The sequence below is a fragment of the Pedobacter sp. N23S346 genome (genome assembly GCF_048515415.1).
In the GTDB taxonomy this organism is placed as follows: Bacteria; Bacteroidota; Bacteroidia; order Sphingobacteriales; family Sphingobacteriaceae; genus Pedobacter.
In genome coordinates, this window is sequence record NZ_JBLYEE010000007.1 from 75,586 (window position 1) to 98,426 (window position 22,841).

The 22,841-nt window shown below is 35.7% G+C and carries 19 protein-coding genes and 5 tRNA genes; 6 read left to right on the top strand and 18 right to left on the bottom strand.

Annotated elements, in window-relative coordinates:
- Positions 1–4 precede the first annotated feature (4 nt).
- From ACN1CD_RS13685 to rpsU, 12 genes are all read right to left on the bottom strand, one after another.
- Positions 5–1,495: a hypothetical protein gene (locus tag ACN1CD_RS13685; RefSeq protein WP_419130955.1), complete on the bottom strand. Its 1,491-nt coding sequence runs from the start codon at positions 1,493–1,495 to the stop codon at positions 5–7.
- Between the two features lie 214 nt (positions 1,496–1,709).
- Positions 1,710–2,249: a transcription termination/antitermination protein NusG gene (gene nusG / locus ACN1CD_RS13690; protein ID WP_025143263.1), complete on the bottom strand. Its 540-nt coding sequence runs from the start codon at positions 2,247–2,249 to the stop codon at positions 1,710–1,712.
- A gap of 9 nt (positions 2,250–2,258) precedes the next feature.
- Positions 2,259–2,456 (bottom strand): preprotein translocase subunit SecE, encoded by a 198-nt coding sequence (gene secE, locus ACN1CD_RS13695; protein WP_320464182.1) that lies wholly within the window; start codon positions 2,454–2,456, stop codon positions 2,259–2,261.
- Between the two features lie 92 nt (positions 2,457–2,548).
- Positions 2,549–2,622 (bottom strand) — tRNA-Trp (locus ACN1CD_RS13700).
- A gap of 111 nt (positions 2,623–2,733) precedes the next feature.
- Positions 2,734–3,921, bottom strand: a complete 1,188-nt coding sequence (gene tuf, locus ACN1CD_RS13705; RefSeq protein WP_419130956.1) for an elongation factor Tu — start codon at positions 3,919–3,921, stop codon at positions 2,734–2,736.
- 119 nt (positions 3,922–4,040) lie between these two features.
- Positions 4,041–4,112: transfer RNA gene (locus tag ACN1CD_RS13710), tRNA-Thr, on the bottom strand.
- A gap of 78 nt (positions 4,113–4,190) precedes the next feature.
- Positions 4,191–4,263: transfer RNA gene (locus tag ACN1CD_RS13715), tRNA-Gly, on the bottom strand.
- Positions 4,264–4,344: 81 nt separating this feature from the next.
- Positions 4,345–4,430, bottom strand: a tRNA-Tyr gene (locus ACN1CD_RS13720).
- A gap of 37 nt (positions 4,431–4,467) precedes the next feature.
- A tRNA-Thr gene (locus ACN1CD_RS13725) sits at positions 4,468–4,540 on the bottom strand.
- Between the two features lie 230 nt (positions 4,541–4,770).
- On the bottom strand, positions 4,771–5,118 hold the full coding sequence (gene hpf, locus ACN1CD_RS13730; protein WP_419130957.1) for a ribosome hibernation-promoting factor, HPF/YfiA family: 348 nt from the start codon (positions 5,116–5,118) through the stop codon (positions 4,771–4,773).
- Positions 5,119–5,132: 14 nt separating this feature from the next.
- On the bottom strand, positions 5,133–6,017 hold the full coding sequence (locus ACN1CD_RS13735; protein WP_419130958.1) for a tyrosine-type recombinase/integrase: 885 nt from the start codon (positions 6,015–6,017) through the stop codon (positions 5,133–5,135).
- 156 nt (positions 6,018–6,173) lie between these two features.
- On the bottom strand, positions 6,174–6,368 hold the full coding sequence (gene rpsU / locus ACN1CD_RS13740) for a 30S ribosomal protein S21 (protein WP_010601088.1): 195 nt from the start codon (positions 6,366–6,368) through the stop codon (positions 6,174–6,176).
- A 169-nt stretch (positions 6,369–6,537) separates the two neighbouring features.
- Between rpsU and ACN1CD_RS13745 the strand changes: the two genes are divergently transcribed.
- A complete protein-coding gene (locus tag ACN1CD_RS13745; protein WP_419130959.1) occupies positions 6,538–6,924 on the top strand; it encodes a hypothetical protein in 387 nt (128 codons plus the stop codon).
- 268 nt (positions 6,925–7,192) lie between these two features.
- Here the strand turns inward: ACN1CD_RS13745 and ACN1CD_RS13750 are convergent, their stop codons facing one another.
- A complete protein-coding gene (locus tag ACN1CD_RS13750) occupies positions 7,193–8,344 on the bottom strand; it encodes an acyl-CoA dehydrogenase (protein ID WP_419130960.1) in 1,152 nt (383 codons plus the stop codon).
- A 265-nt stretch (positions 8,345–8,609) separates the two neighbouring features.
- A complete protein-coding gene (locus tag ACN1CD_RS13755) occupies positions 8,610–9,509 on the bottom strand; it encodes a ComEA family DNA-binding protein (RefSeq protein WP_419130961.1) in 900 nt (299 codons plus the stop codon).
- Between the two features lie 96 nt (positions 9,510–9,605).
- Here ACN1CD_RS13755 and ACN1CD_RS13760 point away from each other — a divergent pair, with 96 nt between their 5' ends.
- The 4 genes from ACN1CD_RS13760 (at position 9,606) to ACN1CD_RS13775 (ending at position 14,247) form a co-directional block, all read left to right on the top strand.
- Complete coding sequence (locus ACN1CD_RS13760; protein WP_419130962.1) at positions 9,606–11,357, top strand: lysophospholipid acyltransferase family protein; 1,752 nt, start codon at positions 9,606–9,608, stop codon at positions 11,355–11,357.
- A 335-nt stretch (positions 11,358–11,692) separates the two neighbouring features.
- Positions 11,693–12,502: a 1-acyl-sn-glycerol-3-phosphate acyltransferase gene (locus ACN1CD_RS13765; RefSeq protein WP_419130963.1), complete on the top strand. Its 810-nt coding sequence runs from the start codon at positions 11,693–11,695 to the stop codon at positions 12,500–12,502.
- 178 nt (positions 12,503–12,680) lie between these two features.
- Positions 12,681–13,832 (top strand): hypothetical protein, encoded by a 1,152-nt coding sequence (locus ACN1CD_RS13770; RefSeq protein ID WP_419130964.1) that lies wholly within the window; start codon positions 12,681–12,683, stop codon positions 13,830–13,832.
- A 139-nt stretch (positions 13,833–13,971) separates the two neighbouring features.
- Positions 13,972–14,247 (top strand): hypothetical protein, encoded by a 276-nt coding sequence (locus ACN1CD_RS13775; protein ID WP_419130965.1) that lies wholly within the window; start codon positions 13,972–13,974, stop codon positions 14,245–14,247.
- Here the strand turns inward: ACN1CD_RS13775 and ACN1CD_RS13780 are convergent.
- A complete protein-coding gene (locus ACN1CD_RS13780) occupies positions 14,244–14,396 on the bottom strand; it encodes a hypothetical protein (protein ID WP_419130966.1) in 153 nt (50 codons plus the stop codon). The genes ACN1CD_RS13775 and ACN1CD_RS13780 overlap by 4 nt on opposite strands.
- Before the next feature lie 150 nt (positions 14,397–14,546).
- Between ACN1CD_RS13780 and ACN1CD_RS13785 the strand changes: the two genes are divergently transcribed.
- Complete coding sequence (locus ACN1CD_RS13785; protein WP_419130967.1) at positions 14,547–14,861, top strand: hypothetical protein; 315 nt, start codon at positions 14,547–14,549, stop codon at positions 14,859–14,861.
- 56 nt (positions 14,862–14,917) lie between these two features.
- On the opposite strand, the gene ACN1CD_RS13790 is transcribed toward ACN1CD_RS13785, so the two are convergent.
- The 3 genes from ACN1CD_RS13790 to ACN1CD_RS13800 form a co-directional block, all read right to left on the bottom strand.
- Entirely contained in the window at positions 14,918–18,148 is a 3,231-nt protein-coding gene (locus tag ACN1CD_RS13790; RefSeq protein ID WP_419130968.1) for a carboxypeptidase regulatory-like domain-containing protein, read from the bottom strand.
- A 299-nt stretch (positions 18,149–18,447) separates the two neighbouring features.
- On the bottom strand, positions 18,448–19,965 hold the full coding sequence (locus tag ACN1CD_RS13795; RefSeq protein WP_419130969.1) for a hypothetical protein: 1,518 nt from the start codon (positions 19,963–19,965) through the stop codon (positions 18,448–18,450).
- 36 nt (positions 19,966–20,001) lie between these two features.
- Positions 20,002–22,809 (bottom strand): TonB-dependent receptor domain-containing protein, encoded by a 2,808-nt coding sequence (locus ACN1CD_RS13800; protein ID WP_419130970.1) that lies wholly within the window; start codon positions 22,807–22,809, stop codon positions 20,002–20,004.
- Between the last annotated feature and the right edge of the window lie 32 nt (positions 22,810–22,841).

A 22,841-nucleotide genomic window follows, 5' to 3' on the forward strand; every position in this document is an offset into this window, starting at 1 on the left:
TTTTCTAATTACAATAAGTACCATGTCTCAAATTAGCATCTGTATTTTTCCGATGTCTATCATTCAAATTTTGAATCTCTGCCCGTTCAATTGCGGACAATTTTGTTGTATAAAATGGAGTTTCTTCTAAACCTCCCCAAGACAACGCCCAAGCATCCCGATCGCTAATATTAGGAAATGCAATTTTGAGAGCCCCAGTCATCAAAAGCACATACTTATCGGCCATAGTTTGATGCTGATTAGAAATCAAATAATTACCGGAAGTATCTTTTCCGATTTGTGTGTCCATATATGCATGCAAAATCTCATGATATATTGTCGACAGAATATACTCTTTAGATCGTTGTGGCAAAGTGTTTTTGTTTAAATTAATTATAAACGAAAATGCGCTATTTCCATGAGTAGTCCCAGATATTGCATCTGGTAAAGTAGTTATATCGTAAAAAACAATATCACGATCATTGAAATTATTTGCACCAAATTCATCATTTAACATATTCCTTATCGTTGTTTTAGCATTTTTTGCAATTAACAACTGCGCTTTAATACAATCATTTTGAACACTATCTTTAATTTCCCTCTGCCCACAACTTTCCAATCCAGTAGTCCCGCCAATGCAACCACAGGGCGACTCAATAGCTTTGCCGTTTTTAACACCTGCGCAATCAAAATATGGAGTACCACCCCCGCCGGGCGGCTGATAGCCTCCGCTGTTGCCTCCTTTTCCATTCCCACCCCCGCAGGCATTGAAATATGAACTTCCTTTTTCGTAGACATTGCATACCATGTAACCTTCAACACCGGCACAGGCTACACCATATTCAGTAATCTTGCCAATGCATTCATCAGGATAAGCAAGCTGTAATTTCTCTTTGCTAGACGTTTCCTTTTGCTGATTCCTACTTAGCCGATCCAATTGTGCATTCAGATAAATAGATTGCTCGATAGGCTGAATACTATTGGTCACTTCACCCGAAGCATAATTCCAGCCATTAGAAAAGCTGCCATCAAAATTATAATACATTACTTTTCCACTTAGGCCATTCATTTGTTTATAATGAAGCTGCTCTAAATTTAATAAACTGCCTTCATTTAAAATAGACTGATAAACACCGTAATCGATTTTTGATGTTTTTTTATTTTTAAAAATAAGTAGCTTGATCAGGTTTCTGTTAGTGCTGCTTTTCTCTTTCACAACAGTAGCATTAATTACCTGAAATACCTGATCTGGATTCTCCAGATTTAATTCATAAACAAGCTGATCATCGTGATCGCTAACAAAAACATCATCCCAAATCGGTTTCATCTTTTGAAATCTGTCATTGATCACTTTGCCAGAATTAGATTCATACCAGTTCCGCAAATCACTTAATTCAGCATTTGAAAGTTGAGATGATCCCAAGTCCTTTTTACAGGAATAAATAATAATAGTGGTAGTTAGTAATAAAGTTAAGGCAAGTCCATACTGCTTTAACAAAACATAGTTTTTCCTCATTTGAGTAGTTGATTAGATAAAGAATAGATTTAGGAATGAGGTATACCTGAAATAAGTTAAATAAATTAATAAGAAATATTTTTTTACACCAACTACTTACTTTATTACACGAAATGTCTTTTCAAATTACACTAAACAGAAAAAGCTTTCCCTTTTGAGGAAAGCTTTTTATATTTTAAAATCGTAAATCTGAAATCTACAATCGTAGATCTGCTTACTCTTTTTCTACTTGCATATAATTAAGCTCTAACGGAGTTTTACGGCCGAAAATTTTAACCATTACTTTTAGTTTTTTCTTCTCTTCGTTTACCTCTTCGATAATACCAGAGAAACCATTGAAAGGTCCATCCATAACTTTAATGCCTTCGCCCACATAATAAGGAACGTTCATGGTTTCACCCTGTTCGCTCATTTCATCAACCACACCTAAAATACGGTTTACCTCTGCCTGGCGCATTGGGATTGGATTACCAGCTTTATCACCTAAGAAACCAATAACACTATTAATTCCTTTAATGATGTGTTCTAACTCTCCATCAAGCGTAGCTTCAATTAAAACGTAGCCAGGATAAAAATTACGCTCTTTAGCAATTTTTTTACCGTCTTTCATTTGGTAATATTTTTCCATCGGGATTAATACCTGTGGAACCAAATGAGAGAAACCTAAACGGCTGATCTCAGCATCAATGTATTGTTTTACCTTCTTTTCTTTACCGCTAACCGCCCTTACAACGTACCACTTTAGATCGCTCATTAGTAAATATTAATTAGAAAGTGATTTATAAAAAGTATCCAATACAAAGGTAGATCCTTTATCCATTGCAAAAATAACCAATGCAATGATCAAAGAAGCTACTAACACAAGAATCGCAGAATTTTGAAGCTCTCCCCAGGTAGGCCATGTCACCTTACTGGTCATTTCATCGTATGATTCTTTTATAAACTCAACTACTTTAGCCATATTTATTATAATGATTAAATGATTGAGTTAGTGATTGAGAGAACGTAAATACATTCAATCATTAAAATATTCACTAATTCAATCATTATTTTTGGCACGGGAACAAGGATTCGAACCCTGATCAAAGGTTTTGGAGACCTCTATTCTACCGTTGAACTATTCCCGTGTAAGAAGCTAAAAGCATAAAGCTGAAAGTTAATAAACTAACCCAACACGCTATGCTTTTAGACTTTTATAAAAAGCTTTCGGCTTTAAGCCTTAAGCTAATTGCTTAATACTAAGCTAAGATTTCAGTTACCTGACCAGCACCTACTGTTCTACCACCTTCACGGATAGCGAAACGTAGACCTTTTTCCATTGCGATAGGAGAAATCAATTTTACAGAGATTGTAACGTTATCACCTGGCATTACCATTTCAGTTCCTTCAGCTAGTGAAATTTCACCAGTTACATCTGTAGTACGGAAATAGAATTGAGGACGGTATTTGTTAAAGAATGGTGTGTGACGACCACCTTCTGCTTTCGATAATACATAGATCTCAGCTTTGAAATCAGCGTGAGGAGTTACTGAACCTGGTTTACAGATTACCATACCACGACGGATATCAGCTTTCTCAATACCACGTAACAATAAACCTACGTTATCACCAGCTTCACCGTAATCTAAAATTTTACGGAACATCTCAACACCAGTTACTGTAGATTTTAAGTTCTCAGCACCCATACCTAAGATCTCAACAGGATCTCCAGAGTTGATTACACCACGCTCAATACGACCAGTAGCAACAGTACCACGACCAGTAATTGAGAATACATCTTCAACAGGCATTAAGAAAGGAAGTTCAGTTAAACGTGGAGGAATTGGAATGTAGCTATCAACAGCATCCATTAATTCCATGATTTTACCAACCCATTTAGCATCACCATTTAACCCACCTAATGCAGAACCTTGGATTACTGGAATATCATCACCTGGGAAATCGTAGAACGATAATAATTCACGAACTTCCATTTCAACTAATTCTAATAATTCTGGATCATCAACCATATCCACTTTATTCATGAATACAACTAATGAAGGAACACCTACCTGGCGAGCCAATAAGATGTGCTCACGAGTTTGTGGCATTGGACCATCAGTAGCAGCAACAACGATAATTGCACCGTCCATTTGAGCAGCACCTGTAACCATGTTTTTCACGTAATCCGCGTGACCTGGACAGTCAACGTGTGCATAGTGACGGTTAGCCGTTGAATACTCAACGTGAGCTGTATTGATTGTAATACCTCTTTCTTTTTCCTCTGGAGCAGAGTCAATTGAATCGAATGAACGTGCCTCAGATAAACCTGCATCAGCCAAAACTTTTGTAATAGCTGCTGTTAAAGTTGTTTTACCGTGATCGACGTGACCGATTGTACCGATGTTTAAGTGCGGTTTACTGCGGTCAAATTTTTCTTTTGCCATTTTATTTATAACTAATTAGTAGGTTAACTTTTTATTATTTTTAATTATTGTTTTTCCAACACAAAAAACCTTGCCTCTTCTGTATTTTTAACAGATTTAACAAAGCTTTATTATACCTGAGCCAACTATGGGAATTGAACCCATGACCTCTTCCTTACCAAGGAAGTGCTCTACCGCTGAGCTAAGTCGGCTATTTAGTTTCCAGTTTTCAGCTGCCAGTTATTAGTAACTGCAAACCGTCAATTGCCAACTACTCAACTTATTTTAAGAGCGGAAGACGAGGTTCGAACTCGCGACCTATAGCTTGGAAGGCTATCGCTCTACCAACTGAGCTACTTCCGCTTATTAATTTTAGATTTTTAATTTACGAATTACGATTGAATGTTCCAATCTAAAATCGTCAATCTACAATCTAAAATAAATTGGTGGGGGGAGAAGGATTCGAACCTTCGAAATCTTGCGATAACAGAGTTACAGTCTGTCCCATTTGGCCGCTCTGGAATCCCCCCATCTTTATCTTAAAATGTTGACACCTTAAAATAAAAGAGCCTCCTATCGGAATCGAACCAATGACCTACTGATTACAAGTCAGTTGCTCTACCAGCTGAGCTAAGGAGGCTTTTAAATTTGTGCAATGATACGAAAAATCTTCATTTTTCATACTATTAACGTGTTTTTTTTAAAAGTTTATCTTTTTAAAGAACTAACCTTTTCTTCTTGGCTTAACACCGTTTCTGAAAGGGAATGCAAATATACACACTTATATTTCACATCAAAATAAATTTGAAAAAAAATAGCGAACTTTTTTAGTTCGCTATTTTCAATTTTATGTTTTAAAGCAATACTTACTTAGTAATCAGATGCTTCGCTTTCACTTAAAATTGCTTTATGTTCGCTTAATTTTGCACGTGTTTTATCTTTATGTTTGGTAATCTGCTTCCTTAGCGATTCAATTGCTAAATCCGTAGCCTCCTCAAATGATTTACATTGTTCTTTTGCAAAGAGTGTTCCGCCAGGTACAATCAGTTTTATCTCACTAATTTTATTGGCTTCGTGTTCTACATTCTCTAACTTTAGATATACTTCTCCACTAATGATCTGATCAAAAAACTGATCCAGCTTGTTCGCCTTCTTCTGAATAAACTCTAACAACTTACTGTCTGCACTGAAGTGGATTGATTGAACTCCGATTTTCATTTTTCCTCCTTTTTTTATGCCTTTGGATGGGCTTGTTTATAAATTGTTTTTAATCTTTCGATAGAATTGTGTGTGTAAACCTGGGTAGCAGCTAAACTCGCATGCCCCAAAAGTTCTTTAATCGCATTTAAGTCTGCGCCTGCATTCAGCAGCGTGGTTGCATAACTGTGCCGCAGCACATGTGGGCTTTTTTTGTCATTGGTTGATATATGGTTTAGGTATGAGGTAACAATGCGATAAATCAGCTTCGGATATGCCACAGCACCTGTATTGGTAACGATTAAGTTGAGCAAATTGTTATCGAAGTTTTGTAACTTTTTTTGCTCAATGTAGGTATTTAACTGATTAATAAGTGGTTTAGCAACCGGAATAATTCTTTCCTTATTCCTTTTACCCAAAACTTTAATTGTGCCAGTATAAATATCTACATCGGTTTCTTTTAGCGAAATTAATTCTGCCAAACGGATACCGGTACCAAAAAGCAATTCGATAACCAGGTGATCTCTCAAGGATGGGAAACTTTCATCAAAATAATTTTCTGAATCCAATAATTGATCCATTTTCTGCGAATCAACGAACACAGGCAGTCGCTTCGGAATTTTTGGCGCCTTAAGAAGTGTTGTAGGATTTTGTTCCAGTTTACCTTCCCGCAATAAAAACTTGTAAAAACTTCTGAGTACAGATGTTTTTCTGTTAATGGTAGTCTCAGATTTTTTATCTTCCATCAACGCTACCATGTAACTGCGAAGATGGGTATGTTTTACATCAGTTATGGTTAGATCATATGTTTTATTGATATATTCTTTAAACTGAGCCAAATCAGTTTGATAGGACAAAACGGTATGTTTAGAATAACGTTTCTCGTGAGTTAAATAGACTATAAAACTGTTTATTAACATTCAATATCATTTTGGGGCATTAATATGAAGTTACAAATTGTTTTGATATAAAGAAATGATTAAATAATTGTTTAATCAAAGTTTCTCAAAAGCTATAAACACAAAAAAGCCTTTCGATGTAACATCGAAAGGCTCTAATAACTATATCTTGAACAACTATGAAGTTGTGTCTTGATTCATATTCTGAATGTAAACAGCATGTTTAATTTCAGTACGACGAGCAACGGATTTTTTCTCGTATGCTTGGCGACTACGTAGTTCTCTCAATACACCAGTTTTTTCAAACTTTTTCTTGAAACGTTTAAGGGCTTTATCTAATGATTCGCCGTCTTTAATGTTGATAATGATCATAACGCTGAAATACCTCCTCTCGTGGTTTTTAAATTTTCCCGTTCTATCGGGGCTGCAAATGTAAGTAAATAATTGAAAATGAGAAAGATTTTTAAAAAGTTTTTTATTTCTAAGAACCAATTGTTTATCCTATTGTTTAAGTACTTTTATTGATACATACTATATAAATATGACAACAGGCAAAAAAGTTATCTCCATTGTTGCAGTACTATTGGTTATTGTAGTCGCTGCCATTTGCTATTACCGCTATTTCTTTGTTTTTGGAGAAGGAGTTAAGGCTGGCGAGCTTAATTACGTAGTTAAAAAAGGTTATCTCTTTAAAACTTATGAAGGAAAACTTATTCAAAGTGGTATCCGGTCAAAACAAGCGGGCACACTTCAGAATAATGAGTTCGAATTTTCAATTTCTAACGAGGAGATCGCAAATCAAATGATGGCCAACAGTGGCAAGTTCTACGAGTTGCATTATAAAGAATATAAAAGTACACTGCCCTGGCGGGGTTTTAGTGTATACGTAGTCGATCGCATCGTATCTGCTAAAGAAACACCGCAATAGTCTTTAGTCTTTAGTCTAAAAACATCACTAGGTAAGGCTGGTTTTAGAAAAACAAAAAATCCGGAGGTAATTCAACCTTCCGGATTACTCATAATATATTTGGTTTGTTGTTTCTTATACAATCAGATCTGCACTTATCTTTCTTTAATCTTTTAGCTTTATTCTTTTACCTTTAGTCTTTCAACTTTTACCTTTAGTCTTTCAGCTTTAGTCTTTCAGCTTCAGTCTTTCAACTTTTAGCTTTAGTCTTTTAGCTTCAGCTTTTACCTCAAGACAATATTTCTCTCGCGATTACAATCTTCTGAATTTCCGAAGTGCCCTCTCCTATTGTACATAATTTACTATCTCGATAAAACTTCTCTACCGGGAAATCTTTCGTGTATCCATAACCTCCAAAAATCTGAACAGCTTCTGTAGCTACTTTAACAGAAACCTCTGAAGCAAAATATTTCGCCATTGCCGATTCTTTGGTCATAGGCAAGTGCCGGTTTTTCAAATCTGCTGCCTGACGGATTAATAATTCCGCGGCTTCTATTTCTGTTGCCATATCAGCCAGCTTAAAGCTGATGGCCTGGAAGCTGGAAATAGGCTGACCAAATTGCTGCCGTTGTTTCGAATACGCAACTGCTGCATCGAATGCACCTCTAGCAATTCCTAAAGCCAGTGCAGCAATAGAAATTCTTCCACCATCTAAAACTTTCATTGCCTGTTTAAAGCCATCGCCAACATTACCTAATAAATTGGCTTTCGGCACACGGCAATTATCAAAAATCATTTCAGTGGTTTCTGATGCCCGCATCCCTAACTTATTTTCTTTCTTCCCTGCTGAAAAGCCTGGTGTACCACGCTCCACAACAATAGCAGAAATCCCTTTAGAGCTTCCTTTCTCTCCCGTTCTCACCATCACCACGGCGATATCACCACTTTTTCCATGGGTAATCCAGTTTTTCGCCCCGTTTATAATGTAGTCGTCACCATCTTCAACTGCAGTTGTCATCATTCTTAATGCATCAGAACCAGTGTTGGCTTCAGTTAATCCCCAGGCACCAATCCATTCAGCGGTAGCAAGCTTCGGCAACCATTTCTGCTTCTGCTCTTCACTTGCAAAAGCCAGAATATGACCAGTACAAAGCGAATTATGCGCCGCTAATGATAAACCAATAGAACCACAAACCCTGGCTACTTCTACTATTACATCAACATATTCCTGGTAGCCCAAACCAGAACCACCATATTCTTCAGGAACCAATACACCCATTAAACCCAAATCGCCAAGCTGTTTAAAAAGCTCTACAGGAAAATGCTGTGCTTCATCCCATTCCATGATATGAGGACGAATATTTTTCTCTGCAAAATCGCGAACCATCGCTTTTACACTTTGCTGAGTTTCTGTCTCTGAAAAATTAAAGCTTACGCTCATTGAATTTATATTTAAGTTAGTTTCCAGCAATGATAAACAATTAATTGATGGTTAATTACCATTAAATATTTGCACAATTACAGAATGAAATGGTATTCAGTTCAATTACTTAATCGGTTAATTTTAAACCAACACATTCTACAATAAAAGTTTTTTTATTTTTCTCACAACGGCAATTAGAAAAAATGAATCCGAAGTTAAAATTTATGATAAAATTTAAAAATAGCAATTGAAATACTATTTCATCTGTTTAATGTTTAGCTTTTTAAAAGGAAATATAAGGTGCAATTTTATTAATGATACCCTGGTTTAAAATCAGAACCTTACTTAAATCGGATAGCCCCGAATAGTTTCCATGCTGCTTTCTATATTGGATAATGGCATTAATCTGCTTATAAGATAAGTAAGGATTTCTCTTCAAATCATCAAACACCGCTGTGTTCACATTTACTACTTTAAGCGCAACGCTACTCATTGAAATCTGATCTTTAATTTCCTGGTATTTTGTAGAATCCAGTCCATAAACTTCCATAAGCTGCTCCTTATGATGAAAGCCGCCCAAACGTTCGCGATATTTTAAAATTCGTGTGGCAAAGGCACCACCCACTCCTTTAATTTCATCAAGTTGAGCAGAATCTGCGGTGTTAATATCAACTATTTGAAGGGTTTTCTTTAGATAAGGCTTTTTGTCATAAGCCAAATTATTTTGAGGGTAGCTGGAGGCACTTGTTTTAATTTGAACAAACGGCAAAAGCTTTGCATAACGCTCCGGCGAAATGGTGTACATTTTCTGCAAATCTTCAGGCTTGTAAAACTTACCCCCCTTTTGCGTATAATTAACAATTGATTGTGCTTGCTTTGGTGATAAACCTAAACTTTGCCAACCTTCAATGGTTAAAGTATTGGGATCAAAATTAAAAAGTTTCTCTGCTTTTATCGTTCCTGCATGTTCAATCCTGTCTCTAACAGGATAAAAATTGCGATCGTCTGTAAGTTCGATTTTCTGAATTTGTGCAAGAAGATTTGGATCATTCTGCGTTACAGGCTTAAAGTATACATATAGATAAGGTATAATTTTGAGAAGAAACAGGATGGAAAGCAAAAAAATCAATCCGTTGAATTCACTTTTAGTGAAACCGAAGTATTTATTGAGCCAAATTCTCATCGATAAATGTTATGACATTTTTATTTGAATATAAATCTTATTTTTGAAATTGCAAAACGAACTAGGTTTTGCAGATCAACAACCTAAGAATTTTATATGAAGATCATCACTACATCTGAGTTTGCCAAAGCAACTAAGATAGATAAACTAGGTGTGCCAGGTTTAGCCGGTTTGATAATGGAAATCATGAAGCTAAACGACATCAACGATGTTTTTGCCCAAAACCAACACTTTAAAGGCTTAGAATTTGTAGATAAAATACTCGAAACTATTGGCGTCTCTATCGAATTTGATGAAGACGATTTAAAATGTATTCCAAAAACAGGCCCGTTCATTGCAATAGCCAATCACCCTTATGGCGGTGTTGAAGGATTAGCTTTGGTTAAACTTTTATGTACCGTTCGCCCTGATGCGAAGGTGATGGTGAATTTCATCTTAAAGAAAATACCTAATCTTGACGAATTTTTCGTTGCCGTTAACCCTTTCGAAAACGTTCAGCACTCTTCGAGCATCAGCGGTTTAAAAACAACTTTCGATCTGCTAAGAAGCGGCACCCCCATCGGCATTTTCCCTGCGGGCGAAGTTTCTACCTTTAAATTAGATGCCCAACAGGTTACCGACAGGTTATGGCACCCGGTGGTAGGAAAATTAATTGCAAAAGCGAAAGTTCCGGTTGTTCCAATTTATTTCCATGGTAACAATGGCGTGTTGTTTAATATCCTGAGTTTTATTCACCCAACCTTAAGAACTGCAAAATTACCTTCCGAATTTTTGAACAAACAAGGTTTAACCATTCAGGTTAGAATTGGAAAAGCAATTGCACCTGCTGAAGTATCACATATGAACAGCAGCAATAAGCTAATGGACTTTTTAAGAGCACGTACTTATGCCTTAGGCATTGGCTTAGATAAAGAAAAGAAACTTTTTAATCCTTTAAAGCTTTTTAAAATTAAAAAGAAGCCAGCTGAAGTAATTGAAGAAACTTCCCGGATCTTAATTAAAACGGAAATAGAAACACTTGAGGATTTTAAAGTCTGGACAGAAAAAAACTATGAAGTTTACATCGTGCCTACCCTAAAAATTCCTAATATTTTAAGAGAGATTGGCCGTTTAAGGGAAATTACCTTCCGCGAAGTTGGAGAAGGAACCAATAAGAAGATAGATCTGGATAACTATGATATTTATTATAATCACTTATTTATCTGGGACAGGGATTTAGAAAACATTGTTGGTGCTTATCGCATTGGCAAAGGCGATGAGATTTTAGAAAGTATGGGCCGTCGTGGTTTTTACCTTTCTGAACTTTTTAAAATAAAAGATCAGTTTTACCCGATGTTGAAACAAGGCATTGAATTGGGTAGATCATGGATTAGAAAAGAATACCAGGGTAAACCGCTCCCCTTATTTTTGCTATGGAAAGGCATTTTAAAATATTTACTGGATAATCCGCAATACCGTTACATGTTTGGTCCGGTGAGCATTAGCAATAACTTCTCTAAATTTAGTAAGGCGCTAATTGTGAATTACATCACTAAAAACCACTTCGATTATGAAATGGCTAAATATGTTAAACCAAGAAACAAATTCAAAGCCGATTTATTGCCAATCTCTACAGATACCTTAGTAGATAGCAGTGAATCATTTAAAGATCTGGATAGCATTATAGGCGACATTGAAAATTCGCACATTAAAATACCTGTATTGTTAAGGCAGTATATGAATCTAAATGCGAAAATCATCTCCTTTAACATCGACCCTAAGTTCTCTGATTGTCTGGATGGCTTCCTGGTGGTAGATACCCATAATATCCCGCCAGAGATGATTGAAAAACTTGGCAAGAATTTATAGAAAAGCAAAAAAACCCAGACATCCATCTGGGTTTTTTCTTATCAACTAACCTAAACTTTATAAATACTAACCAAATATTTATGCCACAAAAGTATAGTTGGCTTGTTAAATTGATATTAATGAAATGTTATTTATTGAATATGCTGCATTAATTTCTTATCAAAGAATTAACCTGATAACTCCACTTATTCTCATACCTTTAATCACGCTGCATGAGCTGTATTAAACCTGTTATTAATCATTATAACGTGTTTCCTTCTCTTCTATATAGCTCAAATTAAAAATCATTTTTATAGATCTGATTTTCAAATTGAATAAACGCTGGACTATAATTTATGAACATAATTTCAAAAGAAAATTTCTCTAAAGCAACTGGCATTTGCAATGTTCCTATTCCGGGTCTCGCTTCCTTTTTAATGCGGTTTTTGAAAATTAATAATTTCAATGGAATGATCAGGGATGCAAATTCTTTAGAAGGAGAAAAATTTGCTAAACATATTTTAAATGTTTTAGGGGTAAGCATTCAAATTAGTGATGAAGATTTGGCGCATATCCCAAAAGATGGTGCTTTTATCGCCATTGCAAACCATCCATATGGTGCAATAGAATCTTTAGCTTTATTGAGTACCCTTGCCAATCATCGCCCCGACACCATGTTTATGGGTAACTTTTTGCTAAAGAAAATTCCAAATCTGGAAAAATGCATCATTGCTGTTAATCCATTTGAAAAAGTACAGGATTCATCAAGTATCAGCGGGTTAAAAACAACTTTGAAAGTGTTAAAAGATGGGAGTCCGGTGGCTATTTTTCCTGCTGGTGAAGTTTCTTCGTATAAATTCAGAAAAAATCAGATTACCGACAGGGAATGGCATCCGGTAGTAGGTAAAATTATTTCAAAGGCAAACGTCCCTATTTTACCGATTTATTTTTATGGCAATAACGGTATGTTCTTTAGCTTGTTAAAATTGATCCACCCATCGTTACAAACGGCGAAACTGATCTCTGAGTTATTTAATAAAAACGGACATCAATTAAAAATCAGCATAGGTAAACCCATTCAACTCATTGATATTGATTGTAAAAACTGTAATAATTCATTACTAAAACACCTTAGAAACAGCCTTTATTCCTTAAGAAAGGATTAAAAAAATCCTGAAACATTCCAATATGAATTTCTTATTAAATCCGTCTAACTGTTTAACATAAAGAAATTGTTGCTTTAAGGTTAATTATATGTAAATTTAGTATAACCAAATATGGAGCGATTTGAAAAGCGGGATATCAACATATTTTATAAAGACTTTTTTGTTTGTTTGCCTTACGATGAATTTCGTTACGGTAAAGGGACAAAACTATTCTTTCGATTTTTATGGTGACACCTTTAATTTCACCGCTGATTCTTCTCTGTTTCTACCAGTATCAACGTTTGCGTCCTCAGCTAGCATTTATCAGTTTTATAACAAAATATCTGCCGGCAACTACAGAGAAGTGGTTGCTGCTATAAAATCTTATCAGGATAAACATCACTTGAATGATTGGATTTACTATCAGATGATTCGGAAAGTAGCAGAACAGATCAGTCCGAAAGCCGATAACTATTTTCGATATACGCTATACAAGTGGTTTCTCCTGAACAAATGTGGTTATGATGCCCGCCTGGCCGTAGGCAATGATCAGGTGATATTTTATGTCAGGAATGACGAAGACATCAGCGACATTCCTTTTTTCATGATCGACGGCAAAAAATATATGTGTTTAAACTATCATGACTATGGCAAGTTATTCAAACAGGCCAATGCTTATATCCCGATAAATATTCCTATTGCCGAAGCTAAAAATCAGTTTTCTTACAAAGTAACCCGCATGCCAGATTTCAATCCAGAGCATTACGAAGAAAAGAATATTGAGTTCAGCTACCAACAAAAAAGCTATCATTTTAAATTAAAGTTGAACAACGAGGTACAAAACATTTTCAAAAATTATCCTGTTGTAGATTTTGAAAGCTATTTCAATATTCCATTAAGCAGAGAAACTTACAGTTCATTGATCCCTACTTTAAACGAGAATCTGAAAAAGATGGATCAGAAAAAAGGCATTGATTATTTAATGCGGTTTACCCGCTACGCATTTCTATATGAAGATGATGAAGAAAACTCTGGCAAAGAAAAACGCAATGCACCTGAACAAACATTACTGAGCAAATACAGCGATTGCGATGATCGGGCTGCTCTTTTCTTTTATTTAGTTAAGGAAATTTACAACTTACCTATGGTTGCAGTGCTTTATCCTGAACACCTCACCATTGCCGTAAATCTTGATAAACCAGTTGGTAATACGGTGAACTATAAAGGGAAACAATACTCTTTCTGTGAACCTACCCCACAACTGCAGGATTTAAAAATTGGTCAGATTGCGCAGAAACTGAAATACCTGAAATACGAAATTGTGTATGCTTACGAACCCGTTAATAAGTAAGTACCAGTTAATTTTCCGCTACCAAACAAGTTAAGTTAATGTTAAAAGAATGTTATCTTATCAATAACTACGTAAACTATAAGCGTTTTAATCTACTTTTAGCGGTCACTAACTATAAGTTCAATCTAAATTAAATATTATGTCGGCTGTTATATATACTATAATTAAAGAATTTTTTGTAAATATTCATGGCCATGCCGTAAAGGCAAGAATAATGTCACCTCTTAATGCCGTAGATACCTTTACATTTCAGGTAAACCTACATTTCAAAAACAAAGTAGCTTCAGATCCCAATGTACCCGCATCTACCTTTAACTCCTATGCTAATGCAGAAAGACATCTTTTGGGTTACCTGGAAGCTTTTCAGAACACCTTAGATTTGGGCGGCGATATCGCAGAGGGAACATCGTTTTAAATATTCTCCTTATCGTCTTTTTCTGGTGGGAGTTCGGTGTCTATTACCTCCTCTTCAAATTTCTTTTTATCTTTTAAATTCCTTTTGATTAAGAAAACGATCAGTATTAAAACTAAAATGGACACGGCAATAATTATTGGATAGTTCATAGCTGCTATAATAAATCGTCTATTTCTTGTTTATCAATCAATTTACAGTAAATATCTTGCATGTTAACTCATAGGTGTAGAGTTAACATAATAATAATATTAATTTAACTTAGCGATCTTTTATCTTTGGAGAAATACAAAATAAGTTAAATGAAGAAGCATAAATCTAAGTCGAAGAATAGTTCGGCGAGTAAAAAAATACGTAAAGAATTAGAAACCAAATTAACAACTGCATTTAACGAAGTTCTCGCTCAATTTGGTAAAGCTAAAAAAACGGAGAAAGTAATAGAGAAGTTTACTAAACAACTTTCGAAAAAGATCAGTTTGAAACCTCTAAATGATTCTATTGAGCCATTTATTAAAGAGGAAGTAGCTCCGGTTGTAGTTCCGAAAGAGAAAATAGCTAAACCTGTAGTAGCAAAGAAAACAAAGACTCCGGTAACGGAAGAACTTGAAGCAAAATAAAATCAAAAATGCCCTGCTAGTTAAACTAACAGGGCATTTCGTATTTATAAAAAAAGCTAAAAGCTATATCTTAACCCCAATTGCATCTGATAACGTGAGGCAAAGAAGTCTCTCGAATAAGATGTTACATCCTTTTGTGCAAAGTTATAAACCGGATATGCAGTTGGTGTTCCGGCAGTAGCTACCTTAATTCCTACACTAGCCATTGAGTTGAATGTATTTGGAGAGAAATACTGAATCCCCCAATCTTTATTCACTAAATTGGTTAGGTTTACAATATCATAAGTTAAGGTTAAAACATGTGGATGTTTCCCTTTAGCTACCTGAATATCCTGCGAGAATCTAAAATCAGCCTGAACATTCCATGGTGTACGCGCACCATTACGCTCGGTAAATTGCCCCCTGCGTGTACTCAAATATTTATCTCCATCTATATAAGCATCAAATGCTGCAGCTTGCGCCTGGTTTGTTGATGAAAAGAATTTCGATGTTTCACCAACAGCAGGAATATAAGCTAAACTAACTGTTTGTCCGGTATTATTAATTGTAGAATTTACAAACCCTAAAGAGTAAGGAGCACCAGACTGTGCACTAAAGAAAATGGAGAAGTTACTTACGTATTTACTGTTTTTAGCCCAGTCTAATCTATAATTCAAAGTAGAAATAATCCGGTTACGAACATCAAAGTTAGAATATGCCAAACCCGGATTATTAGGACTTAACGATTGATTTAATTGCCAGTTAGATTCCATAGAATTACGAATACCATTGGCAATATCTTTTGACTGTCCATAAGTATAAGCCACCATCACATCTAAACCAAATGGTAAAGATTTACTCACTTGACCTGTTAATGAATATTTATATCCTTTATCAGTATTTGATAATAGATAAGCGTTTGTATATTTTGAATTTATTTTTGCTCCAGAATAAATCGGCTGCTGGTGTTGCGTATCATAAGCCATGTAAGTTGGATTATCTACATAGTTAATTTGCTGAAATGCGATATCTTTAATTACCCTGCTGTAAATTCCTTCTACAGTAAACTTCCAGTTGTCCTGAGTTCTGAAATCAAAAGCTAAGTTACTTCTCCAGGCCTTTGGCATTTTGAAGTTATTATCCACCAAATCAACCTGAGTTGCACCATTGGCATCATTAATATTTACACCTTGTTTAGCGGCGTATCCTGCTTCGCCATTTCCGGTTAAAGCATCTTTAATTGGATCGCTACCCGGTACTTGCGTCACCACCTTGTTTCCTGTTGCAGGTTTAAGATCATAGGCACCATAATTTACACCATTATTATAATAAGCGTAACCTAACCAGGCAAAAGGTACACGACTGGTAAATAAACCACTACCACCGCGTACAATCAAACTTTGATCACCCAATGCATCGAAATTAAAACCTAATCTTGGTGAAATCTGAACTTTGTTTAAAAACTTATTATTAATGGCTGAAGGTTGGGTATAGGTATAAGTTGTACCATAGTTAGGATCAACTGGTGAGTTGGTTGTTTTACTACTTAAAGTTGGCATAGTAGGTAAATCAGCCATATCGAAACGCAAACCTAATGTAAGCTTAAATTTATCACTCAAACGCATTTCATCCTGACCATAAACGCTGTAAAGATTAACATTGAATTTAGCTGTTGGATTTGCAATAATATTATCGCGGGAGTTATCAGCGTAATCAAAACTTGTACGAACCCTTTTTGGTCTGTTATTTAAGAAGTCATCAACAGTCTCGTAAGCTATCCTTCCGTTCCATGCATTCATGAAACCGTAATTAATTTTATAAAATTCGTTGTGCGTACCAACTGTAAAACTATGAATGCCTTTGCTGAATGAGTAGTTATCAGTTAACTCAAAAGTATTTTGTTTCATATTAAAAATACTTGCTTCTCTATCAGTACCCAGGAAAATAGTACCGCCATTCGAGCCAATTTCAATTTGTGGAATAGCAGGATCAGAAAGCGGCGTACGGAAATCATGTACAGTTGAATAACCTAAAATCAGGTTATTTGTAGCAGAATTATTAAACCTTGTTTTTAAATCAGCAACTGTTGAACTTTGATTATTATTCTGCTTAAAATCTATTCCTCCAAATCTGAAATTAGATTGGTCTCTCTCTAAATTGGTTGCCTTCGAAACAATGGTATTATTTCTGATGGTCAACTGCGTACTTTCACTGACGTTCCAATCTAACCGATTAAAGAATTTGTTAGATTGAGAGTAGATATTGTAATCTCCATAAGCACCCGCATCTAAACCATAAGCATTTTTCATACGATCTGATAGCTGTTGCGCCTGAGAAAGTGTAATAATACCATCCGGAGAACCCGCACCTAAAATAACCGGATCCTGACGACGGGTAATTTCTTCATTAGTAAAGAAGAACAGCTTATCTTTTATTATCGGGAAACCCACACGGAAACCGGTTTGATAATCGTGAAAGGCAGAAGGCTCTTTAGCATTATCGCCAATTTTATTTCTACCAATCAGCGAGGCATTACGGCCATAGCCATAAACAGATCCTGTTACCTCATTGGTACCGCCACGGGTTACGGCATTAATACTTCCACCTAAAAAATTACCGATCTTAACATCATAAGGAGCAAGCAATACCGTAACATCCTGAATCGCATCTAACGAAACCGGATTGGTACGGGTACTGCTTCCCGGCATCCCCGAACTACCACTTTGACCACCCAAAGAAGGACTAAAACCAATGGCATCATTATTTATGGCACCATCGATAGTGACGTTATTATACCTAAAATTTGTTCCGCCGAAAGTATTGTCTTTGCTACCTTGTGGGGTTACACGGGTAACATCCTGCAAACTGCGGTTCATCGTCGGCATGGTTTTGATTTGTCCCTCGCCAATACTCGTACCTGCACCAGATTTGGTTGGCCCTTTCTGTCCCCTAACACTTACTTCAGCGAGCTGACTGCCTTGTTCCTGAATATCAATATCAAGTTTTTGATCAGCACCTAGTGCTAAATAGATATTGTCTTTTACAACCGGGCTGTAACCTACGTAGGTTACGGTGATTTTGTATGGGCCACCAGGATTTAAGTTGCCGATGCGGTAAAGACCTGTTTCATTTGATGATGCTTTAGACACTGTACCCGTAGGAATGTGTACCATAACAATGGTGGCACCTGGAATAATGCCCTTTTCATCTTTTATCTTTCCATTTATACTGGCTGTTGTCACCTGTGCATGAGCAGCAGTAACAAACAACAATACAATACCAAATAAGAATAGTAAACGTGATTTCATTTTTTGTTGTTTTTATTTGGCACAAAACAACAATAGAAATGTTAAATAAATGTTAACAATAAATTAAATATCATTCATAAATTAACATAAAATAAATAATTAAGACATAGTGAGTTAACGCTCGATTGAGCGGCCTGAAATGTGGCTTAATGACGTGATAAAGCTACTTTTGAAAGATGAAGATTTCATGAAGAATGATTTACTGGCATACATGCTATATGAATTTGGAAAATAAAACACCTAAATGCAAAAAGGCCAGATATCGCTATCTGGCCTTTCTGAATATAATTGATTAATTATTAGTATACATTAGTTTGAGGTGTGAAATTAGCCCAACCTGATGACCAGTCTGTAGTTCCAAATGCACCACGGTGACTTACCACATCAAAACCAGTTAAACCAGTGAAATTTGCACCAGCTAATAGTATCGATCCAGTGTTTAAGGTAAATTTAGGTGTAGCGCCTAAATCAAAAATGCTACCATCAATACCTGTATCTTCCCATTTAGAATAAGTTTCATTACCGAAAGCAGCTGTTTTGAACCAAACATCAATGGCTTGAGCACCAACATTACCTGTTGATTTAGTTTCAACTCCAATTGGATTTGGGAATGTAGTTGTTCCGCCAGTTCCATAACCATTTGCACCCCAGCCATCTACTCCTGCAAGAACATTGTTTCTCAATACCAGTTCACCAGCTGCAGCATTTGCTAAAGTTGTAGAACCATCAATAAACAATCCGTTAGGATATGCTGTGAAAACTGAATTATAAATTTTAATTTTATTATTTCTTCTCAAATGCATTGCATTTTGAAATTGAGTAGAGATCGTTTTAGTTCTGTCTTTCTTTGGACCGATGATCGTTACGTTTGAAAACTGTGGAGAAGTATAAGGTGCAACGCTTGAACCCGTTCCATCGTTATCCACTTCAAAACCATTAGATCCAGATTGATCTGCAGAATTTGCATCACGAATACCAACAGCAAACTGAACTGTACCACGGAAACCGAAATCAACGTCAAAATCATCATCAAGACCACGATAGGCGATTAAGTGTTTTACGTTAACTGTTCCACCGAACCACTCAAAAGCATCATCCAGTCCGTAAGAACATTGTATGTAATCAATTACAGTTCCTGAACCTACCGAACCCATTGTTAAAGAGTTAACTTCCTGATTTGGATTAATTGGCGTACCTGCATAATCAATTCTAACATATTTTAAAATACCAGAGTTATCTGTATCAACAGTACCACCATGCCAGCCTTCATAAGCACCTTCTAATTCTGCCTCGCCACCAGCTTGATTGTTGGTTGCTTTTCCACATAATACCACACCACCCCAATCTCCTGGCTCACGTAAACCTGCTGCACGTTCTGAAGTAAAAATAATAGGCTGAGATGCAGTACCTTCAGCAATTAATTTATTACCTCTTTGTACCACTAAAGTACCCTTTGTTTCGCGATCACCAATAATCACTGTACCAGCTTCAATGGTTAAGGTAATACCTTCAACAGCTGCTAAACCAGCTTTATTTTTAGGATCCCTTCCTACTCTTACAAAACCATTAAGCCTGTAGATATTGTCCTTCGTCCATCTTGTATTAACAGTGATGCTACCAGCTGCCACTTCTACTACCGGTTTAGTAAATCCTGTAGTTGGATTAACAACTGTTCCTCCTCCTGTATTAGTTCCTGCCTCATTATATTCAATAATAGTAGTTTTTTTACATGAACTAAAAATTAACGTTCCTGCCAAAACAAACATTATTGTTTTAAGGCCGTTAGTACCAAATTTTGGCTTGTAGAGCTTTTTCATATTCATTTTTTCGTTTTTTATGTCTTTATAAGTTTTTTAAAATAATTTATAAGAAAGTGTTAGTCCAACCTGGCGACCACTTTTAAATTGTGCGGTAACCTGATCTACCGATTGATCAAATTTGCCATCCTGATTTCCATCTTGCATCAACGTGAAGTTTTGATTCAGCAAATCGTTGAAGTTGGCTTTTAAAGAAAGTTTGTTGGTGAAGTTTTTAGTAACCACCACGTCGACTACATTTCGTGGCATTTCATAAATATCCCTGATTAAGTCTGTACCAACGAATGCGATACGCTTGCCAGAAACATTGTAAAGAAGATTAACCTGAAATTTAGATTTGATGTTATTATAAAATACAGCGGCATTAATAATGTAAGGCGATTGACCTTGCATTGGGCGATCATTTGATTGACCAATAGCATTAGCACCCTCGAACATTACTTTACTATTGATGTAAGAAGCATTTAACGTTAAGGTGATATCATTTAAGAATTTGCTGTCGCTAATACCCGCTAATGATTTGCGCATTTCTAACTCTACCCCAACATTTCTTACATTTTGAGCATTGTTAAAATTAAAAGACTGCGCATTAGAACCTGGTATTGCAGTCATTTCAATAGCATCCTTAAACTTTTTATAAAAACCTGAAACACTGATTAACTCACCTGATGATGGATAAAACTCATATTTTAAATCGTAATTATCAATCTTCGCAGTTTTTAAGTTAGGATTACCAGCAACGTTAAAATTTTGGTCAAAATCATAAAATGAGAAGGGTGCAATCTCTCTGAATTCTGGTCTGTTCAGCGTTTTGCCATAAGCCAATCTGAATAATGATTTTTCAGTTAAATTGAACTGTAAGTTTGCAGAAGGAAGTACCCTGGTAATATCATTATTTACATTAACAGGCCCATCAGCATTAAAGCTGTTTAGCTTTTGAACATTATTTTCAACTCTTGCCCCGGCTACAATGGTTAGCTTATCTTTATATGGCAATACAAAATTAGCATATCCGGCAAAAAGTTTGTTCGAAGCATCATAGTTATCGTAAGGATTTGATTTTTCATCCAGTCTTATTCCTGTCGTAGTATTTATATTTTTCCAATCGAAAAGTTCTTCAATGCTTCCTTTCAACAATGACTGATCAAAATTTAATGAGTTTGCCCTTACGTAACCTATATTTCTTGAAGAAAATGTTCTTTGTTTATCTTCATAATAACCTCCAACCTTTACCGATGGTTTAAAACCTTCTGATTTTGGAGCCAGTGCCTGTTCTACATTAAATGCACCGGTTTTGATGTCTTCATTCATTTTAGAATAAAATCTTCCTAAAAATTCTGGTTGAGCACCACCCGTTGGCACGAAAATATTAAATGTACCATCTCCGTTAGCCAATGTTCTGTAACGTGAATAATCTGGCTGATCTCTGAAAGATTTACTATAACCGGCTACCCAATCAAATTTGGTATGTTCTTCATTAAATTTATGCGTTCCAGATAGTTGACCAGAATAAATACCACGATATAAAACGTTAGAAGCAAAATTTGCATACTCTTGTTGTTTTTCAGCACCCATCCTACTTACATATTGAGATGTACTCAATTGATTATATAAGTTTTTAAATTCGAATGTATTGTTGTTATCTAATTTAAATGCCCAGTTATGAACCACACCTAAACGTACATTATAAGTGTACTGATCATCATTATATCTGTAATTTTCTTCAGCAATTTGTGAAACGGGATCATAAACCTCGTAATTCCCTCTAAAAACAGCATTATTTGTTTTGCTGTTGCTGTAAGTAATGGCGGTGATGTTACCTAATAATTTATTATTGATATTGAATCGTTTACTACCGTAAATATTCAGTTTCTGATCAAGATTGGCCGTATTTACATCAGGCACCCAATTGTTTCTCAGGGCATGACCAGCTGCATTTAACCTACTGGCATTTACACCATTCAGATTTGAAGGAAAGTTTACAGGCAGATCATTATCTCCGGTGTTGAAACCAGTGAAATATAAACTTCCGGTGTTGGTTCTCTTAAAATCTTTAAAAGTTGCATTCTGGCGATAACTTGTACCATAATCAATCGTTAAACGATCATCATCAGGAATACTTTTAAGAAAAACTTTTACCACACCTCCGGCAAAATCAGCAGGGATATCAGCAGAAGGACTTTTAAACACCAATACGCGATCTATTTGATTGCTCGGAATTAAATCGAATGAAAAAGATCTTACATCAGTTTCTAAACTTGGTGCCGTTACATTATTTAATTGAACATTATTGTATCGCTCAGCTAAACCACGAATATTAATAAAGCGATTATCAACAATGGTAATACCAGGAACACGTTTTACAACTTGTGCAGCATCTGTATCTCCAGATCTTTGAATGGTTTGTGATGATACACCATTCGCTATAGATTGAGACTTTTTCAACTCTGCTAATAACGATACTTCGGTACCCGTTTTTCTGGCGCCAGTAATTACAACATCGTTAAGTGTTGATTGATCATCTTCCATCACTACATCAATGATGGTTGTTTTCCCTGGAGTAACTTTTACATTAGGAATAATTTGTTTTTTAAAGGAAATAAATGAAAAACTTATCCTGTAAGTTCCAGGTTTAACAGTATTTAAAACATAATTTCCGTCGGCATCACTCGTTGTACCGATTGATGTACCTTCTATTAGCACTGATAAACCAACCAAAGTTTGACCTGTGGTTTTATCCGTTATTTTTCCAGAAATTTTTCCTGTTTGTGCATACGAAAGTATGCTGATGGTTAAGGCGAACACCGTGAGTGCCGCTCTTTTAAAAGAGTTTCGTAAATCCAATTTGCCTTTATTTGATAAGGGCAAAAGTATTA

Coding starts and splice junctions, on each gene's coding strand:
- ACN1CD_RS13685 (WP_419130955.1), bottom strand. CDS start 1,495: ATGAGGAAAAACTATGTTTTGTTAAAGCAGTATGGACTTGCCTTAACT.
- nusG (WP_025143263.1), bottom strand. CDS start 2,249: ATGAGCGATCTAAAGTGGTACGTTGTAAGGGCGGTTAGCGGTAAAGAA.
- secE (WP_320464182.1), bottom strand. CDS start 2,456: ATGGCTAAAGTAGTTGAGTTTATAAAAGAATCATACGATGAAATGACC.
- tuf (WP_419130956.1), bottom strand. CDS start 3,921: ATGGCAAAAGAAAAATTTGACCGCAGTAAACCGCACTTAAACATCGGT.
- hpf (WP_419130957.1), bottom strand. CDS start 5,118: ATGAAAATCGGAGTTCAATCAATCCACTTCAGTGCAGACAGTAAGTTG.
- ACN1CD_RS13735 (WP_419130958.1), bottom strand. CDS start 6,017: ATGTTAATAAACAGTTTTATAGTCTATTTAACTCACGAGAAACGTTAT.
- rpsU (WP_010601088.1), bottom strand. CDS start 6,368: ATGATCATTATCAACATTAAAGACGGCGAATCATTAGATAAAGCCCTT.
- ACN1CD_RS13745 (WP_419130959.1), top strand. CDS start 6,538: ATGACAACAGGCAAAAAAGTTATCTCCATTGTTGCAGTACTATTGGTT.
- ACN1CD_RS13750 (WP_419130960.1), bottom strand. CDS start 8,344: ATGAGCGTAAGCTTTAATTTTTCAGAGACAGAAACTCAGCAAAGTGTA.
- ACN1CD_RS13755 (WP_419130961.1), bottom strand. CDS start 9,509: ATGAGAATTTGGCTCAATAAATACTTCGGTTTCACTAAAAGTGAATTC.
- ACN1CD_RS13760 (WP_419130962.1), top strand. CDS start 9,606: ATGAAGATCATCACTACATCTGAGTTTGCCAAAGCAACTAAGATAGAT.
- ACN1CD_RS13765 (WP_419130963.1), top strand. CDS start 11,693: ATGAACATAATTTCAAAAGAAAATTTCTCTAAAGCAACTGGCATTTGC.
- ACN1CD_RS13770 (WP_419130964.1), top strand. CDS start 12,681: ATGAATTTCGTTACGGTAAAGGGACAAAACTATTCTTTCGATTTTTAT.
- ACN1CD_RS13775 (WP_419130965.1), top strand. CDS start 13,972: ATGTCGGCTGTTATATATACTATAATTAAAGAATTTTTTGTAAATATT.
- ACN1CD_RS13780 (WP_419130966.1), bottom strand. CDS start 14,396: ATGAACTATCCAATAATTATTGCCGTGTCCATTTTAGTTTTAATACTG.
- ACN1CD_RS13785 (WP_419130967.1), top strand. CDS start 14,547: ATGAAGAAGCATAAATCTAAGTCGAAGAATAGTTCGGCGAGTAAAAAA.
- ACN1CD_RS13790 (WP_419130968.1), bottom strand. CDS start 18,148: ATGAAATCACGTTTACTATTCTTATTTGGTATTGTATTGTTGTTTGTT.
- ACN1CD_RS13795 (WP_419130969.1), bottom strand. CDS start 19,965: ATGAAAAAGCTCTACAAGCCAAAATTTGGTACTAACGGCCTTAAAACA.